This is a genomic window from Bradyrhizobium paxllaeri, assembly GCF_001693515.2.
Lineage (GTDB): Bacteria > Pseudomonadota > Alphaproteobacteria > Rhizobiales > Xanthobacteraceae > Bradyrhizobium > Bradyrhizobium paxllaeri.
Map to the genome: position 1 here is coordinate 3907043 of NZ_CP042968.1, position 16141 is coordinate 3923183.

The 16141-nt window shown below is 62.9% G+C and carries 17 protein-coding genes; 11 read left to right on the forward strand and 6 right to left on the reverse strand.

Annotated elements, in window-relative coordinates:
• Positions 1 to 62: 62 nt before the first annotated feature.
• Positions 63 to 1058 carry a Bug family tripartite tricarboxylate transporter substrate binding protein gene (locus LMTR21_RS18610; protein ID WP_065755042.1) on the forward strand — a complete coding sequence of 332 codons (996 nt, stop codon included), beginning with the start codon at positions 63 to 65 and terminating at the stop codon, positions 1056 to 1058.
• Positions 1059 to 1070: 12 nt separating this feature from the next.
• Positions 1071 to 3029 (forward strand): aconitase family protein, encoded by a 1959-nt coding sequence (locus LMTR21_RS18615; protein WP_065755041.1) that lies wholly within the window; start codon positions 1071 to 1073, stop codon positions 3027 to 3029.
• A gap of 20 nt (positions 3030 to 3049) precedes the next feature.
• On the opposite strand, the gene LMTR21_RS18620 is transcribed toward LMTR21_RS18615, so the two are convergent.
• Genes LMTR21_RS18620 through LMTR21_RS18640 form a run of 5 tightly spaced genes read right to left on the reverse strand, consistent with a single transcriptional unit; the run spans position 3050 to position 5017 of the window.
• Positions 3050 to 3496, reverse strand: a complete 447-nt coding sequence (locus LMTR21_RS18620; RefSeq protein WP_065755040.1) for a DUF1801 domain-containing protein — start codon at positions 3494 to 3496, stop codon at positions 3050 to 3052.
• Between the two features lie 17 nt (positions 3497 to 3513).
• Complete coding sequence (locus LMTR21_RS18625; RefSeq protein ID WP_065755298.1) at positions 3514 to 3987, reverse strand: DUF1801 domain-containing protein; 474 nt, start codon at positions 3985 to 3987, stop codon at positions 3514 to 3516.
• A 26-nt stretch (positions 3988 to 4013) separates the two neighbouring features.
• Positions 4014 to 4220 carry a hypothetical protein gene (locus LMTR21_RS18630; protein ID WP_065755039.1) on the reverse strand — a complete coding sequence of 69 codons (207 nt, stop codon included), beginning with the start codon at positions 4218 to 4220 and terminating at the stop codon, positions 4014 to 4016.
• A gap of 42 nt (positions 4221 to 4262) precedes the next feature.
• Positions 4263 to 4697, reverse strand: coding sequence for an SRPBCC family protein (locus LMTR21_RS18635; protein WP_065755038.1), 435 nt, complete (start codon positions 4695 to 4697; stop codon positions 4263 to 4265).
• Positions 4694 to 5017: an ArsR/SmtB family transcription factor gene (locus tag LMTR21_RS18640; RefSeq protein WP_065755037.1), complete on the reverse strand. Its 324-nt coding sequence runs from the start codon at positions 5015 to 5017 to the stop codon at positions 4694 to 4696. Before LMTR21_RS18640 ends, LMTR21_RS18635 begins: the two co-directional genes overlap by 4 nt.
• A gap of 243 nt (positions 5018 to 5260) precedes the next feature.
• Here LMTR21_RS18640 and LMTR21_RS18645 point away from each other — a divergent pair, with 243 nt between their 5' ends.
• Positions 5261 to 5896: a class I SAM-dependent methyltransferase gene (locus LMTR21_RS18645; protein WP_065755036.1), complete on the forward strand. Its 636-nt coding sequence runs from the start codon at positions 5261 to 5263 to the stop codon at positions 5894 to 5896.
• 8 nt (positions 5897 to 5904) lie between these two features.
• Here the strand turns inward: LMTR21_RS18645 and LMTR21_RS18650 are convergent, their stop codons facing one another.
• The gene (locus LMTR21_RS18650) at positions 5905 to 6309 is read right to left on the reverse strand and encodes a four-helix bundle copper-binding protein (RefSeq protein WP_065755035.1); all 405 of its coding nucleotides are present in this window, start codon (positions 6307 to 6309) and stop codon (positions 5905 to 5907) included.
• A 219-nt stretch (positions 6310 to 6528) separates the two neighbouring features.
• Here LMTR21_RS18650 and LMTR21_RS18655 point away from each other — a divergent pair, with 219 nt between their 5' ends.
• The 8 genes from LMTR21_RS18655 (at position 6529) to LMTR21_RS18690 (ending at position 15984) form a co-directional block, all read left to right on the forward strand.
• Positions 6529 to 6900 carry a hypothetical protein gene (locus tag LMTR21_RS18655; protein ID WP_084030837.1) on the forward strand — a complete coding sequence of 124 codons (372 nt, stop codon included), beginning with the start codon at positions 6529 to 6531 and terminating at the stop codon, positions 6898 to 6900.
• A 79-nt stretch (positions 6901 to 6979) separates the two neighbouring features.
• Positions 6980 to 7387 (forward strand): FixH family protein, encoded by a 408-nt coding sequence (locus tag LMTR21_RS18660; RefSeq protein WP_065755296.1) that lies wholly within the window; start codon positions 6980 to 6982, stop codon positions 7385 to 7387.
• Positions 7384 to 8781 (forward strand): efflux RND transporter periplasmic adaptor subunit, encoded by a 1398-nt coding sequence (locus tag LMTR21_RS18665; protein WP_065755034.1) that lies wholly within the window; start codon positions 7384 to 7386, stop codon positions 8779 to 8781. Before LMTR21_RS18660 ends, LMTR21_RS18665 begins: the two co-directional genes overlap by 4 nt.
• Entirely contained in the window at positions 8778 to 11972 is a 3195-nt protein-coding gene (locus LMTR21_RS18670) for an efflux RND transporter permease subunit (RefSeq protein WP_065755033.1), read from the forward strand. Before LMTR21_RS18665 ends, LMTR21_RS18670 begins: the two co-directional genes overlap by 4 nt.
• Positions 11973 to 12028: 56 nt before the next feature.
• Positions 12029 to 12733, forward strand: coding sequence for a c-type cytochrome (locus tag LMTR21_RS18675; RefSeq protein ID WP_065755032.1), 705 nt, complete (start codon positions 12029 to 12031; stop codon positions 12731 to 12733).
• Positions 12734 to 12798: 65 nt separating this feature from the next.
• Positions 12799 to 13413: a class I SAM-dependent methyltransferase gene (locus LMTR21_RS18680; RefSeq protein WP_065755031.1), complete on the forward strand. Its 615-nt coding sequence runs from the start codon at positions 12799 to 12801 to the stop codon at positions 13411 to 13413.
• A gap of 273 nt (positions 13414 to 13686) precedes the next feature.
• The gene (locus LMTR21_RS18685) at positions 13687 to 15009 is read left to right on the forward strand and encodes an FAD-dependent oxidoreductase (protein WP_065755030.1); all 1323 of its coding nucleotides are present in this window, start codon (positions 13687 to 13689) and stop codon (positions 15007 to 15009) included.
• Between the two features lie 21 nt (positions 15010 to 15030).
• On the forward strand, positions 15031 to 15984 hold the full coding sequence (locus tag LMTR21_RS18690) for an alpha/beta fold hydrolase (protein ID WP_065755029.1): 954 nt from the start codon (positions 15031 to 15033) through the stop codon (positions 15982 to 15984).
• Positions 15985 to 16141: the final 157 nt, after the last annotated feature.

Below are 16141 nucleotides of genomic sequence, written 5' to 3' on the forward strand. Positions count from 1 at the left end.
GAGTAAAAAGAGCGGTCTCAACCGCCTGCGCAAAAGAAAAATAGTCAGGGAGGAAGCGGAACATGATCTTCGACAGGCTGTTTCGAGGGAAGGTGCTGGTTCTCGGCGTCGCCATCATCGCGATGGTGCCGGCTGGCGTGACGTCGAATGCTGGCGCACAGCCGTACCCGTCGCGGTCGATCACCATCCTGGTCGGCTATTCCGCGGGCGGGCAGGCCGATGCGCTGGCCCGGATCATCGGCAAGCAACTCGGCGAGAACCTCAAGATATCAGTCGTCATCGAGAACAAGACGGGCGCCAACGGCATGATCGCGGCGCAGGCGGCGGCACGGTCCGAGCCCGACGGCTATACCGTTCTGATGGTGACGGATGCGATGGTCACGATCGATCCGCACCTTGCCACCAGCAACCATTTCGACCTGTCGACGGCGATGGAGCCGGTCGTCAACGTCTCATGGTCGCCGCTGCTACTGGCCGCCGCCAACAATGTGCCGGCGAATTCGGTCGCCGAGCTGGTCGCGCTCGGCAAGCAGAAGGCGCAAAACCTGAGTTTCGGCAGTTCGGGCAGTTCGACGCCGCACCGCCTCGCCGGCGAGATGCTGCAGAAGTATGGCGGCTTCACCATGACCCATATTCCCTACAAGGGAACGGCCGCCTCGGTAAACGACCTGCTGGGCGGACAGATACCGCTATTGTTCGGCGCGCCGACAGCGGTGGAGCCGCTGGCGACCGCGGGGAAAATCAAGGTGCTCGGCGTCACCTCGGAGAAGCGCTATCCGTTGCTGTCCAACGTGCCCGCCATCAGCGAGACTTTCCCAGGGTTCAAGATCATCAGCTATATCGGCTTCATGCTGCCGAAGAAGACGCCGGCGTCCGTGGTCGCGGCGTTGAACAAGGAAGTGAACCAGATCCTTGGCACCGACACGATGCGGGCCTGGCTGGACAAGCAGGGCATGGTCGCGGTCGGCGGCACGCCGGATGATTTCAAGCGCCAGATCGCGGTCGACTATCAGGCGCGCGGCGAACTCGTCCGCGCTCTCGGCATCACCGCCGAGTGAGAAGGGGGCGTCATGGCGACCGCATCGAACGAGCAGGTCAGGTTTGACGGCCGCATCCTGTTTCTTTCCGAAGATGCCGATATGGTCGAGCGTCAGTTACATGGCGCGGACATTTCGCTGGCCGACGCGTTGCCGTTGCGCAGCGACGTGTCGACCGACGAGATCACGCCGGCCGCGATCTGCTACTATTACGACGAAAAACTCGGGGATTATCCCTATCACGGCCTGAAATGCGGTCAGCGCCTGCCGGTGTCAGTCGGCAGTGTCAAGGCTGGCGGGTTCGGCGTGACGGTGGCTGGACGCCGCTATGGCAAGGGCTCTTCGCGCGAGGCCAGCCCTTATGCCGAGTGGTGTGCCGGCATCCGGCTGGTGATTGCGGAAAGTTTTGAGCGCATCTATCGGCAGAACTGCCGCAACCTCGGCATCTACACCTCGACCGACTTCGGGCTGGTCGAACGCATCCGCCGCGGCGAGAGCATTCCCGTCAGCGAGTTTACGCAGGGCGAGGATGAACTCACTGCGGAGCTCATTCGCCGGGGAGGGCTCTTCAAGCTGACACGGGCGCGAAGAGACGGATGGTCGCCGACGGCGCACGCCATCGCATCGCGGCCGATGACCTATGCCGAAAAGGTCATCGCGAGCGCTTCCGCCGGCAATTGCGATGCGGTCCGTCCCGGCCAGGCCATCTTTGCAACGGCAGACTGGCGCTATGCCCACGAATACGTGACGCCGATGTGCGCCAGCTTCCTGAGCCGGGAAATGGGCGATCAGATTACGTTGCACGATCGCGCAAGCATTGTCTGCTTCGGCGATCACTTGCCGTTCATTCATCGGAGCATGTCGGCGGAACGGCGTGCGCGGGGGTTGCTTGAAGCGGCGCAGGCCTTGGCCAAGATCCAGCAGCAATTCTGCGAGAGGCACGGGCTGCGCCTGCACGGTTACCTTGCGGACCGTGATGGTTCGGAAGGAATCAGCCACTCGATCATGGCCGAGCGCTACGTGGAGCCGGGCCAGTTGGTCGTCGGCACCGACTCCCATACGCCCCATTGCGGCGCTTTGGGCGCATTGGCGTTCGGCATCGGCACGACCGAGATGGCGAATGCCTGGATGACGGGAGAGGTGCGTGTCGAAGTGCCCCGGACCTGCCGCGTGCGGCTCAACGGCCTGATACCGGCAGGCGTCGAGGCAAAGGATATCGTCCTGCATCTGCTGCGCTTGTCGTATGTTCGCGAGGGCAGGGCGATCGGCCAGGTGATGGAGTATTGCGGTGAAGCGCTATCGGGTCTTTCCACGGACGAACGCGCGACCCTGACCAACATGGTCGCGGAGATCGGCGGCTTCAGCGGGATTGTGATTCCCGACGAAGAGACGTGCCGGTTTGTCAGGGAACGGCGCGGCGTCGACCTGCAGCTCGAGCCATGGATGTGCAGCGACGAAGGCGCCGAGTTCGCGCACATCATCGAGGTCGAATGCGACAGGCTTGAGCCGATGCTGGCGCGGCCCGGCGATCCCGGACACGGCGTCGCCATATCGGAACTGGCCGAGACGGTGGGGATCGATATCGCCTATGGCGGCTCATGCACCGGCGGCAAGCGCGAGGATCTCCTGCATTACCATGCCGTGCTCGAATGGGCTGCGAAGCATGGCATGCGCGTTGCCTCGGGAACACGCTTCTTCCTTCAGTTCGGCAGTCAGGATGTTCGCGACTATTGCCTGCAGCGCGGCATGATCGACGTGTTCGAGCGCGCCGGTGTTGAGCTGATCGAACCAGGCTGCGGCGCCTGCGTGAATGCCGGCCCTGGCGTCTCCGAGCGCGCCGATCAGGTGACGGTGAGCGCGATCAACCGCAATTTTCCGGGACGTTCCGGGCCGGGACAGGTGTGGCTGGCAAGCCCGTCCACGGTAGCGGCCAGCGCGATCGCCGGCCGCATCGTGAGCTTTGAGCAATTGCGGGCGCAGTTATCGTCGTGAAAGCGAGAGGCGTTGTCGCCTCAGGCGCTCTTTGCTTTCTTCCGCGCACGTGTGGCCGTCCGCGCCGACGCATTCAGCGCCGCGGCCTCGCGAATGAGTGCCTTCAGCGCCTTTTCATTGATCTTGTCGCCTTCGTGGATATCGATGGCGCGTCTTGTGTTGCCTTCAAGGCTGGAATTGAAGAGGCCTGAAGGATCATCCAGCGCGGCGCCCCTGGCGAAGGTCATCTTCACGACCGCCTTGTAGGTCTCGCCGGTGCAGATGATGCCCTCGTGCTCCCACACCGGCACGCCGCGCCATTTCCATTCCTCGACCACGTCGGGGACGGCCTGCTTGATGATGCTTCGGATGCGCGCCAGCGTCTCGCCCCGCCAGTCGCTGAGCTCCTTGATCCGCGCATCGATGTGCCGGGCGGGAGAGTTTCCTTCGCTCGCGCCGCTCCTCTTCATGCTTGTCGCTTTCTTCATGGCTGTTGTCATTTGGCTCACAATCGTTCGCCGGGCAATTGGCTCGCCTGCTTCACCCAGGCAACGAACTGCGCTTCATCAAGCTCGCCCTCATGGATATCGAGATAGCGAACTTCATTGTGCTTCGACTCGCCCGAGGGGACAGGGCGCAGCGAGGTGCCGCGGAAGAACGTCACCTTGACGTACTTGGTGAAGCAATGGAAGCTGAGGAACCAGGGGCCCTGTTCCTCGACACCATAAAACGGCGAATTCCATTTGACTGCCTTGTGCACGCCGGGAACGGTGCGCACGATCAACTCGTCGAGTTGGCGCCCGAGGTCGCGTTTCCAGCCCGGTATGGCCGCGATGTAGGCCTGCACCGGCGCGTTGCCGTAGCCCTTGGCGATCTGAGGATTGCCGCCCGAGAGCAGCACAGGCTTTGCAGCGGGCTGCTTTGCGGCGGTTTTCTTTGCGGTGGTCTTTTTTGCGGCCTTCGACGTCGTTTGTGCCATGGCGTTCATTCCTGTCCGGCGCAGCTTCAGCCGCTGCGCCATTTGGCGGCGTAGGGCAGCGCAAACATGTACAGGCCGGTGAGCAGAAGCAAGATCAGCGGAAGCAGCGCGAGCAGGCCCACCCAGACGGCTGGTTGCCCCTGCATCATGGCGACGATGTTGACGATGACGGCCGCCGTGAAGGCAATGGATAGCCAACGGTGGATCTGCCGGATCGACTTGTTCCAGTTCATAGAACCTCCTTTGAAGATGAGACGAAGCGCGATGCGGCGGGTTCAGTCCGCCCGCGCGACGAGTTCTTCCAGCTTCTCGAAGAACTGCTTCCATCCGGCGTGGGCGCCGCCATAGGCCTGCTTCTGGTCCGGCCGGAACCCGGTCTGCTCCATGCGCAGAAGGGTACCGGTGCGTGTCGGGGTGAGCGTGAAGGTCACCACGCTCTGCAGAGCGAAGGCTGCATCGTCATGGTTGAAATTCCAGGTGTAGGACAGCGCCTTGTTCGGCTCGATGGCGAGCACCTCGCAATCGAGCACGCCACCCCATTCGCCACGCAGATTGAACTGGTGGCCGACGACCGGCTTGAAGTCGTTCTTCATCAGCCACTCCTCGATCAAATGCGGCTGGGTCAGCGCGCGCCAGAGCTTTTCCGGCGGATGAGGCATCTCGCGTTCGATGACGACGGAACGCGTTTCGGTCGCAGCACTGTTGGTCATTGGTCCATCCGTTTGAGCAGGTCTTCGAGATCGTCGAATCTTCGTTGCCAGAACCCGGCCATCTCGCTGGTCCAGTCGATCAGCGGGGCAAGGGCGCCGAGTTGCGCGCTGTAATGCGTCTGCCGGCCTTCGTGGCGGTCGCGCACCAGCCCGGCCTGTTTCAGCACGCCGAGATGTTTTGAGACGGCCGGCTGCGAGATGCCGGCCCGCGCCGTCAGCGCCCCGACGGTCTGTTCGCCTTCGCGGCACAGGCGCTCGAAGATTGACCGGCGGGTCGGATCGGCGAGAGTTTTGAAGAGCACGTCGTGGGTGTTGGGCATCGGAGATCGATAGCTCGTGAGTTATGGATATATCCATAGCCGCCAAGCTATGGATCGGTCAAGCCCGGAAACGCACTTGCGTACGGAACTCCCACGTGCCGCGAAAAATGCGAATTGGGCAGGTTCCCCGTTTGTAGCAAGTGACCATATCCCGCTGGTTATGCATCATTTGCGGAATCTGATGCTCCGTTGTGGAGGACCGGGACGCTCATATATTGAACCTCCGCGATCGGGAGAGTTTCGATGGAAACGGCCAGCCGCAAGGCCCATTGGGAGAACGTCTACACGACGAAGGGCGAGAACGAGGTCAGCTGGTTTCAGCAAAGCGCGGCACCTTCGCTCGACCTGATCGTGCAGGCGGGCGCAACTGACGAGTCCGCCATCATCGATATCGGCGGCGGCGCGTCGCGGCTGGTCGACAGTCTCGTCGAGCAGGGCTTTGAGGATGTCACGGTGCTCGATCTGTCCGCCGCGGCTTTGACCGTCGCACGCAGCCGCCTTGAGAGTCATCTCGGCGCCAGCGCGGAGAAGGTCAGGTGGATCGTCGCTGATGTGACGACCTGGAAGCCGGCGAGGGCCTACGATATCTGGCATGACCGGGCGGCGTTCCACTTTCTCACCGACGCCAGCGATCGCGAAGCCTACATCGCCTGCCTCGGGTCTGGCCTGAGGATCGGCGGTCACGCCATTATCGCGACCTTCGCGCCCGACGGCCCGGACAAATGCAGCGGCCTGCCGGTCGCGCGCTACGACAGCGCGAGCCTCGGCCAGACGCTCGGCGCTGGGTTCGAGCTGGTCGATACGCAGCGGCACGAGCATTCCACGCCATGGGGCGCGCGGCAGGCCTTCCAGTTCAGCATCTTCAGGCGCGAGTTCTGATCGCCGTCCTAATGCGCCATGCCGCGGGCGACCTCCTGGCAGGCCTCCATGCAGCGGCGGCAGCTTTCCGCGCAGATGCGGCAATGCTCATGCATGGCGGCGTGCTTTTGGCACTCCTCCGCGCACAGCCGGCAGGCGGCGGCGCAGACGCTGAGCATGCGGCGCATCACTTCGTCGTCGGAGCCGGTCCGGCGGGTCATGATGCGGCCGGTGATGTTGCAGATGTCGGCGCAATCGAGATCCAGCCGGATGCACTGGGTCAGCTCCTGAACCATTTTCTCGGACAGGCAGGCGTCGGCGCATGACGTGCAAATCTGGGCGCAGGAGTAGCATTCCTCGATGCAGCGGATCAGGGCGTCGTTGACCTTGCCCTGGACGGCCGGGTGGGTGCCGATCATTTCGCGGGCATGCATGGCTTAAGCTCCTTGGCTGAATGCGGACCGCTACCGGGGGCGGCCATCCCTTCAAGTCGCGGCAATCGAAAATGTTCTGGCTGGCCCGAATTCGGGGCCACGGATGGTTGATTGATCGCAAATGCGACCTTGCTCCGCCTGCTTATGTTAAGGAAACCCGCGACTTCGTGATGGAACTTCGCTTCCCATCGTGGGCCCTGATGTGCGAAACTGGCGCTTGTGAAACGTTCGATCCACCTTTGCCGGCTGCTGGCGGTCCTCGTGATCGTCGGGCTCGTCATTGCCCCGCTCACGGCGCGGGCGAATACGGACGGTATGGCATCGATGGCGATGACGTCGATGGCGAATGACGCGGCCATGGCCGACGACATGCCGTGCTGTCCGGACAAATCGGCGCCTGCCGATTGCGACCAGTGCCCGCTGATGGCGCTGTGCGTGTCGACGACGTTGCAGGCGCCGCTGCCGGCGGCTGTCACCGAAATCCGGCCCGTGACGCTTCGCACGCTGCTCCCCGGCAGCGATCCCGAAGTGGAAGGCGTCGGATACTCACCTCCACCAAAACCTCCCCGATCCCTGGTCCTTTCGGCGTAACGCCGAATCGTGCGCGGCGCCTTGCGGCGTGCGCGCCCATGCCGCCATGCGGCTGACCTGAGAGATCGAGGATACAATGATGAAAGCTATTCCGTTTTCGCGCGGCCTGCGGGTCGCGCTGACCGGCGCTGCCTTGAGTTGCGCCGCTACCGTCGCGTTCGCCGACATCAAGGACTACGAATTCAAACTGGTCGAGCCGACCGTCAAGGTCGGTCCCGGCCAGACCATCGCGGTCAAGCTGGAAGACAGGCGGACCGGAAAGGCCGTGCCCGACGCGGTGATCTTTGTGACGCGTCTGGATATGGCGCCGGATGCCATGCAGGAGATGGTCAGCGAGCTGACGCCGCTGTCGGGATCGGAGCCGGGCACCTACCGCTTCAAGGCCGATTTCACCATGGAAGGCCGGTGGCAATTGTCGCTCGGCGCCAAGGTGCAGGGCGAAACCGGCACGGTCGACAACAAGCTCGTCATTCAGGCCGACAAATGAAACCGTCAGTTCAGATTGCGATTGCTGCTGCCGTGACGGCGGCCGTGATCGCCGGCGTTTTCGCGCGCCCCTATCTCTGGCCGAGCGGAGAGCATGCGCATGTCATCGGCCAGGCGCGCGAGCCCGCCGGCCCAGCGATCTACTATCAGGATCCGGACGGCAAGCCGTTCTATTCGCTGACGCCGAAGAAGACGCCCGATGGCCGCGACTACCGCGCCGTTCCGCGCGGCGCCGACATCAACTTTGATGATCCGCCGGAGGAGAGCGCAGCGGCAGCGCCGACCGGCCGAAAGATCAAGTACTACCGCAACCCGATGGGCCTGCCGGATGTCTCGCCGACGCCGAAGAAGGATTCGATGGGGATGGACTACATCCCGGTCTATGAGGGCGACGACAGCGACGACGGATCGGTCAAGGTTTCGCCGGGGAAGATCCAGCGCACCGGCGTCAAGTCGGAGCCGGCTGCCCTCCGTCCGATCCGGACCGTCGTGCGGGCGCCAGGCGCGATCCAGCTCGACGAGCGCCGTGTCTCCGTTATCGCGATGCGTGCGGAAACCTACCTGCAATCGGTCGCCGACGTTACGACCGGCACCTTCGTCAAGAAGGGGCAGCCTTTGATGGAGGTCTACAGTCCCGCAGTTTCCAGTGCGGCGGCCGAATATGTGACGACATTGACGTCCAGGACCACGGCGGGCGAGCCCTCCTACGGACGTGGCTCGCGGCAGCGGTTGATGAATCTTGACGTGCCCGACGCGGTGATTACCGCGATCGAACGGACGCGGGTCGTTCCTGTGACCGTCGAGTGGTCGGCCCCGCGCAACGGCATCGTGCTGGAACGCAACGCGGTCCAGGGCATGCGAGCTCAACCAGGCGATGTGCTCTTTCGCGTCGCCGACACCTCGCTTGTCTGGGCGATGATCGACGTGGCCGAGCGCGACCTGGGCTCGCTTGCGGTCGGGCAGCCCGTGACCGTTCGGGCGCGCAGCTTCCCGACGCGCGACTTCTCCGGAAAGATCGCGGTCGTCTATCCCCAGGTCAATCGCGAGACACGGACGGCTCGCGTTCGGATTGAACTCGCCAATCCGGACCTAGCGTTGCTGCCTGACATGTATGTCGACGCCGAGATCGAGATCGGCGGCTCGGAATCCGTTTTGACGGTTCCTGACAGCTCGGTGCTCGATACGGGCTCGCGCCAGATCGTTCTGGTCGATAAGGGCGAGGGCAGGTTCGAGCCTCGCGACGTCAAGATCGGCCGCCGGGGAGGCGGACTAATCGAAATCCGCAGCGGACTGCAGGACGGCGATCCGGTCGTCGTTTCCGCCAATTTTCTGATCGATGCGGAGAGCAATCTGAAAGCGGCTCTCAAGGGCTTTGCCGAGGGAGCGCCGCAATGATCGCCCGCTTGATCGCCTGGTCGGCCCGTAACCTGCTGCTGGTGTTGTTCGGCACCGGCTTCGCGGCCGCGGCCGGTCTCTATGCACTCATCCATCTGCCGCTCGACGCCATCCCGGACCTCTCTGACACGCAGGTGATCGTCTACACGGAGTACCCGGGCCAGGCGCCGCAGGTCATCGAGGACCAGGTCACCTATCCGCTGACGACAGCGATGCTGACGGTACCGAAGTCGAAAGTGGTTCGCGGCTTCTCGTTCTTCGGTGTCTCGTTTGTCTATGTGATCTTCGAGGACGGTACCGATATTTATTGGGCGCGCTCACGGGTGCTTGAATTTCTGAACGCCGCGGCCGCGCGCATTCCCGCCGGCGTGACGCCGACCATCGGTCCCGATGCGACCGGCGTCGGCTGGGTTTACCAGTACGCCATCATGTCGAAGGAGCTGAACCTTTCCGACACGCGCACAATCCAGGACTGGAATCTGAAGTTCGCGCTCGCCAAGGCCGAAGGTGTCGCCGAAGTGGCGAGCGTCGGCGGCTTCGTCAAGCAGTACAACGTGATCCTCGATCCGCAGCGGATGCGCGATCTCGGGATCACCATGCAGAAGATGCGCGAGGCGATCCGCGCCAGCAATGCCGATGTCGGCGGCCGCACCGTCGAACTGTCCGAATTCGAGTATGTCATCCGCGGCAAGGGGTATCTAAAGGGGATCAACGACCTCGGAAACGTCGTGCTGAAGGTCAGCAATGGCACGCCCGTCCTGCTGCGCGACGTCGCCCGGGTGGAGCTTGGCCCAGACGAACGGCGCGGCATCACCGAGCTGAACGGGGAGGGCGAGGTCGCCAGCGGCATCGTGCTGCAACGCTTCGGCGTCAACGCGCTCGATGTGATCCAGAACGTCAAGAAACGCTTTACGGAAATTGCATCTAGCCTACCGAAATCGGTCGAGATCGTGCCAGTTTACGACCGCTCGAACTTGATCTATGCGGCCATCGACACACTCAAGCACACGCTGTTTGAGGAAAGTGTCGTCGTTGCGCTGGTTTGCATCGTATTCCTGCTGCACTTCCGCAGTGCGCTGGTTGCGATTCTGATGCTTCCGGTCGGCATCTTGATGGCTTTCGGCGCCATGAAGCTGCTCAACATCGGCTCCAACATCATGAGCCTCGGCGGCATCGCGATTGCAATCGGGGCCATGGTGGATGCCGCGATCGTCATGATCGAGAATGCGCACAAGCATCTGGAGCGCGCCGAGCCGGGGCGGTCCCGCGTGCAGATCCTGATCGATGCCGCATCTGAAGTCGGGCCGGCGCTGTTCTTCAGCCTGCTGATCATCACCGTGTCGTTCATCCCGATCTTCACGCTGGAGTCGCAGGAAGGACGGCTGTTCAGTCCACTGGCCTTCACAAAGACCTTCGCAATGGCCGCCGCCGCGCTGCTTTCGGTGACACTGGTGCCGGCGCTGATGGTGATCTTCGTCCGCGGCAGAATCGTTCCCGAGCGAAAGAACCCGATCAATCGCTTCTTGATCTGGATCTACCGTCCCGTCATCAAGGGCGTCTTGCGCGCCAAAACATTGGTCGTCCTGCTCGCACTCGGGATCCTGGCCGTGAGCGTATGGCCTGCGCGCCAGCTCGGCACCGAGTTTATGCCGAACCTGAACGAGGGCACGCTGCTCTACATGCCGACGACATTGCCCGGCATCTCGATCACCAAATCCGCCGAACTGATGCAGACCCAGGATCGGATCATCCGATCGTTTCCGGAAGTCGCGTCCGTCTACGGCAAGGCAGGCCGCGCCGCGACCGCAACCGACCCGGCGCCATCGGAAATGTACGAGACGGTCGTCAATCTCAAACCGAAGCATGAGTGGCGACCCGGCGTGACGATCGACGGCCTGATCGCGGAAATGGACAAGGCACTGCAGTTTCCTGGCGTCTCCAACGCCTGGACCATGCCGATCAAGGCTCGCATCGACATGCTGTCGACCGGGATCCGCACTCCGATCGGGGTCAAGGTGATTGGTACCGATCTGGTCGAGATCGACAAGCTCGCCAAGCAGATCGAACAGGTCTTGAAGGCGGTGCCTGGCACCTCATCGGCCTATGCCGAGCGCGGCATCGGCGGCTATTATCTGGAGATCGCACCGGACCGCGACGCGATGGCGCGCTACGGCATCATGGTCCAGGACGTCCAGGACACCATCGCAACGGCGCTGGGCGGACAGACGGTCACGACGACGGTCGAGGGACGTCAGCGGTTCGCCGTCAACATGCGCTATCCACGCGATCTGCGCGACAATCCGAAGGCGATCGCAAGCGACGTGCTGGTGCCAATGCCCGCCGGCGGCGCCGTCCCGCTCGGCGAGGTGGCCAAGGTGGCCCCTGCGAGGGGGCCGACATCGATCCGCACGGAGAACGGCCAATTGGCGACCTACATCTATGTCGACATCCGCGACCGCGACCTCGGCGGCTACGTCGCCGACGCCCAACGCGCCGTGCAGGCCAGCATCCAGTTTCCGCCCGGCTATTACGTGATGTGGAGCGGCCAGTACGAATATCTCGAACGCGCCGCCGCAAGGCTCAAAATCGTCGTTCCCGCGACGCTGCTCATCATCTTCCTGCTGTTGTATCTCAATTTCCGGTCCATCACCGAAACGATGATCGTGATGCTGTCCCTGCCGTTTGCGCTAGTCGGCGGGTTCTGGCTGATGTGGTGGCTCGGCTTCAACCTTTCGGTGGCGGTCGCGGTCGGCTTCATTGCGCTCGCTGGAGTAGCCGCCGAGACCGGCGTCGTGATGTTGATCTACCTGAACCAGGCGCTCGCAGAAATCAGTGCCCACCGGGACGTCGAAAAGCAGCCGCTGACGAAACGTGATCTCTACGACGCCATCATGGAGGGCGCGGTGGAACGGGTGCGCCCAAAGATGATGACGGTGGTCGCCATCATGGCCGGCCTCTTGCCGATCATGTGGAGCACCGGCACCGGCTCGGAGATCATGCAGCGCATTGCGGTGCCGATGATCGGCGGCATGATTTCGTCGACCTTGCTGACGCTGATCGTGATCCCGGCGATCTTCGGCCTGGTGAAGGGCTTTGGGCTGAAGACCGACGACGATTCCGCGGGAGGGCCTCCGCATTCCACGCCGTCGTCCAGCCCGCGGAAGAGGCCGATTCTGGAGCCAGCCCAATGATCCAATGAGAAGTACGAGATTTTATCGGGATCGATGCCGAAACGAGGAGGTTGACGATGAACAGACTCTTTGTCATCGCGCTTTCGATGCTCGCATGCTTGTCTCCTGCTGTTGCCGAGCCGGGCGACACCGCGCGGGGCCAGCGTATGTTCCGCCTGTGCGCGCCTTGCCATTCGCTTGAGCCGGACCTAAACATGACGGGGCCGAGCCTTGCCGGTCTATGGGAACGGAAAGCCGGATCGTTGCCGAGCTTCGAACGCTACTCCGATGCTCTCAAATCGTCCGGCATCATCTGGGACGACCGTTCGCTGGACGCCTGGTTGACCGACCCCGATCGCATGGTGCCGGACAATGAGATGCCGTTTAACGGCATCAAGGACCCGCAGCACCGCGCAGACCTGCTCACCTTTCTGAAGGAAGCAACAAGACTGGGAGCCGCGCCGCAAATGAGCGCTCAAGCGCCGACGGGAGGCATGGGCGGGATGATGGGCGGCGGTCGCGTTCCCAATTTGAAAAGCCTGGAGTCGAACATGCAGGTGAAGACGATCAGCTACTGTCGCGACACCTATCGGGTGACCACGGCCGATGGCAGAACCCGCGCCTTTTGGGAGCGCAATCTGCGCTTGAAAACCGATTCTGGAAAAGACGGTCCGCAAAGCGGCGCACCAGCTCTTGTGCCCGCGGGGATGATGGGCGACCGTGCCGACGTGATTTTTGCCGCGCCGGAAGAGATCAGCAAGATGATCGAAGCGCGATGCTGAGAGGGCTGGCATTGGCGGCTGAGGGTCTCCACATACCGTGCTCTCGGCAGCCGCGGGGTGTATCGATGGCATTCTATAGTGACGTCATCCTGCCAAGACTCTGCGATCTCGCGATGCGCAATAAGCAACTTCGGCCCTATCGCGAGCGGGTGATTGGTGCGGCCGAAGGGCGGGTGCTCGAAATCGGGATTGGCTCAGGGCTGAATTTGCCGTTCTACCGGCCGCCGGTGAAAGAGGTGTTGGCGCTGGAGCCGGCTCCGAAACTGATCGCGATGGCTTGGCAGGCGGCCCGTGACCCGGCCATGCCCGTCAACTTCGTTGAAGCTTCCGCGGAAGCCATTCCACTCGACGATCGCAGCGTCGATACAGTCGTGACGACGTGGACCTTGTGCAGCATTCCAGATGCCGCCATGGCGCTCACCGAAATGCGTCGCGTGCTTCGGTCGAACGGCAAGCTTTTGTTCGTGGAGCACGGCATGGCGCCGGACAAGAATGTGCGACGATGGCAGGACTGGCTGACGCCTGCCTGGAAATGCATCAGTGGCGGCTGCCACCTCAATCGCCCCATCAGCTCGATGATTGAAGGCGCCGGTTTCAGGATCGACCGGGTGGAAACAGGCTATATGCCTGGACCCAAGGCGATGGCGTTCATGTATGAGGGCAGCGCCCGGCGAGGCTAGGTCTACTGGTCGGCTTCAGCTTCGCACGATTGTGCGCGGCAAGATCATTCCGGAGCACAAAAACCCGAAATAGACGCTGTTTGCACGTTGAAACGGTGATGCGATGATCCAATGAGCTTGCTTTTTGGAGGTGGCTCCCACCGCAAACGTGTGATGCGTTTCACCATCGCGGCAGAAAAGATCAGATAGGCTCGGCTTACCCGGCTGCGCCGGGCGTACGCGTCCGTTGATCCATTTCGGATACCGCTTGCATCTCCGTTCCAGGAGGAAAACATGCCAGATCCTGCAAGAAGTCATGCCGTGGTGATTGGCGCCGGCATGGCCGGCCTTACGGCCGCTCAGGCGATCTCAGCGCATTTCGGAAAAGTCACGGTCATCGAGCGGGATATGCTTCCTGCGGGGGCCACGCCGCGGAGGGGGACGCCGCAATGCCAGCACGCTCACATGCTTCTCGCGGGTGGGCTGAAGGCGCTGCAGACGCTGTTTCCGGGGTTCGAGAACGATCTGGCGGAAGCTGGCGCGGTGAGGATCCGTGCCGGGAAGGACCTCCGGTTTGAGCGCCCCGGCTTCGATCCATTCCCTGTTCGCGATCTCGGCTTCGATATTTTCAGCATGTCGCGCCCGCTGCTCGAAGCCGTTACGCGGCGACGCGTCCTGCAGGCCCCGAACATTGGCATTTGCATGCGCTCCCGCGTGACCGGACTTGTCGCCTCTCCCGATGCGACGCGGATCGAGGCGATCCGTTATGAAAGCGGCGATGGCCCTGCTGTGACTGTGGAAGCCGACCTGGTGATTGAAGCCTCCGGCCGCTGCGGCCTGACACTGCAACTGCTCGAAGAGCTTTCTCTTGAGAGGCCCGAAGAAACCGAGATCGGCATTGATCAGGCGTATGCGAGCACCATCGTCGAGCGGCCCGATCACAACGCCGACTGGCTCGGCAACATCGTCCTGCCGTCCGCACCCGCCAGCAGCCGCGGAGCGTTCCTGTTTCCGATCGAGAAGCAGCGATGGCTGCTTTCTGTCGGAGGCAATCATGGCGATGCGCCTCCGGACGACCGCGCGGGATTTATGGATTTCGTCAGGAGCCTGCGTACGCCGACGATTTATGACGCGGTCAAGGACGCGCGTCCGCTGACGGATATCGTGCGCTACCAGCTGCCTTGCAGTACGCGGCGACATTTCGAGCGCCTGGAGTCGTTCCCGGCTGGGCTGCTGGCGATCGGCGATGCCGTCTGCCGCTTCAATCCGGTGTTCGGCCAGGGTATGAGCGTGGCCGCGCAGGAAGCCGTGATCCTCGATCGGTTGTTGGCGGAAGAAATCCCCATGGAGCGGCTGGCGCGTGACTTCTTCGCGGCCATTCAAGGCACCATCGCGACGCCGTGGGGCGTTGCCGTCTCCGATTTCGTCTACCCCGCCACGCGCGGCGTTCGGCCCGCCGACCTTGCGCAGCGCCTGCAATACGGTATGGCTCTGACCAGGCTCGCCGCTGAGGATCCCGAGGTGCACCGGCTGACGACGGAAGTCTCGCAACTGCTCAAGCCGCAGGCCGCGCTACGCGAGCCGGCGTTCGTGGCGCGCGTGATGTCGCTGGTGTAATCGATAGGCGGGGAGGCCGCGGTGGATTTTGTTACCGTCCGAAACGGAGCGATCGAACTCAATGTGGCGGTCGCCGGCTCGGGCCCGCTGATCGTCTGCGTCCACGGCTTCCCGGAACTCTGGTACTCCTGGCGGCACCAGATCGCGCATTTCGCGGCACGGGGGTTTCGGGTCGCCGCGCTCGACGTGCGCGGCTACGGGCGAAGCTCGAAGCCTGGAGAAATCGCGGCCTATACGATGCGTCACCTCGCATCCGACGTCGTTGCCGTGATCGAGCACATAGGAGATGGTCCAGCCATTCTGTTCGGCCATGACTGGGGCGCACCCATCGTGTGGCACACCGCGCTGCTTCACCCCGACAAGATCAGGGCGGTGGCCGGCCTCAGCGTGCCGTACCGGCCGCGCGGACCCGTACCCTTCATTGAACTCGCGCGATCTCTCTACAAGGGGCGCTTCTTCTATCAGCTCTACTTCCAGCAAGAGGGCGTTGCGGAGGCCGAATTGGAGAGCGACATCGCCGCCGCCCTGCGCAAGATGTATTTCGCACTGTGCGGGGTGGCACCCCACAACAAGTGGCTCGAGCCGAAGCCTCCAGAGGCACGGCTACTCGATGGGCTCGTCGATCCGAAGCCGTTTCCAGGCTGGATGGAAGAGGCCGATCTGGCCGTCTATGTCGATGCTTTCAGAGCCGGCGGCTTCCGCGGCCCGCTCAACCGATACCGCGCGCAAACAATCGACTTCGCCGAGCTGACCGAATTGAGCGGACGCAACATCGCGCAGCCGTCGGTCTTCATCGCCGGCGAACGCGACCCCGTGCGCGCCTTCGTCCCGGGCGTCGACCTTTACGCCGAGCCCGGCATAGCCTGCTCCGATCTTCGCGGCTCGACCATCATCCCCGGTATCGGACATTGGGTGCAGCAGGAAGCGCCACGAGAGACCAACGCGGCGCTCGAAGCGTTCGTGCGGGGGCTATAGCGCGGGCGGTACCTCGGAAAAGTTCGCACGCAGCCCGCCGGCGCTTGCTGCGGCCAGAAAGCAAGATGACAACTTGCGGCGATGGTGGCAGACTGGTGACAGACGTGGTTTGAAGCTCCGGCGACCAAGAACAACGTAGAAGAAGCGATCGCCGCGC

Bases quoted from the DNA above. Each gene is read 5' to 3' on its own strand.
- LMTR21_RS18610 (WP_065755042.1), top strand. From the start codon at position 63: ATGATCTTCGACAGGCTGTTTCGAGGGAAGGTGCTGGTTCTCGGCGTC.
- LMTR21_RS18615 (WP_065755041.1), top strand. From the start codon at position 1,071: ATGGCGACCGCATCGAACGAGCAGGTCAGGTTTGACGGCCGCATCCTG.
- LMTR21_RS18620 (WP_065755040.1), bottom strand. From the start codon at position 3,496: ATGAAGAAAGCGACAAGCATGAAGAGGAGCGGCGCGAGCGAAGGAAAC.
- LMTR21_RS18625 (WP_065755298.1), bottom strand. From the start codon at position 3,987: ATGGCACAAACGACGTCGAAGGCCGCAAAAAAGACCACCGCAAAGAAA.
- LMTR21_RS18630 (WP_065755039.1), bottom strand. From the start codon at position 4,220: ATGAACTGGAACAAGTCGATCCGGCAGATCCACCGTTGGCTATCCATT.
- LMTR21_RS18635 (WP_065755038.1), bottom strand. From the start codon at position 4,697: ATGACCAACAGTGCTGCGACCGAAACGCGTTCCGTCGTCATCGAACGC.
- LMTR21_RS18640 (WP_065755037.1), bottom strand. From the start codon at position 5,017: ATGCCCAACACCCACGACGTGCTCTTCAAAACTCTCGCCGATCCGACC.
- LMTR21_RS18645 (WP_065755036.1), top strand. From the start codon at position 5,261: ATGGAAACGGCCAGCCGCAAGGCCCATTGGGAGAACGTCTACACGACG.
- LMTR21_RS18650 (WP_065755035.1), bottom strand. From the start codon at position 6,309: ATGCATGCCCGCGAAATGATCGGCACCCACCCGGCCGTCCAGGGCAAG.
- LMTR21_RS18660 (WP_065755296.1), top strand. From the start codon at position 6,980: ATGAAAGCTATTCCGTTTTCGCGCGGCCTGCGGGTCGCGCTGACCGGC.
- LMTR21_RS18665 (WP_065755034.1), top strand. From the start codon at position 7,384: ATGAAACCGTCAGTTCAGATTGCGATTGCTGCTGCCGTGACGGCGGCC.
- LMTR21_RS18670 (WP_065755033.1), top strand. From the start codon at position 8,778: ATGATCGCCCGCTTGATCGCCTGGTCGGCCCGTAACCTGCTGCTGGTG.
- LMTR21_RS18675 (WP_065755032.1), top strand. From the start codon at position 12,029: ATGAACAGACTCTTTGTCATCGCGCTTTCGATGCTCGCATGCTTGTCT.
- LMTR21_RS18680 (WP_065755031.1), top strand. From the start codon at position 12,799: ATGGCATTCTATAGTGACGTCATCCTGCCAAGACTCTGCGATCTCGCG.
- LMTR21_RS18685 (WP_065755030.1), top strand. From the start codon at position 13,687: ATGCCAGATCCTGCAAGAAGTCATGCCGTGGTGATTGGCGCCGGCATG.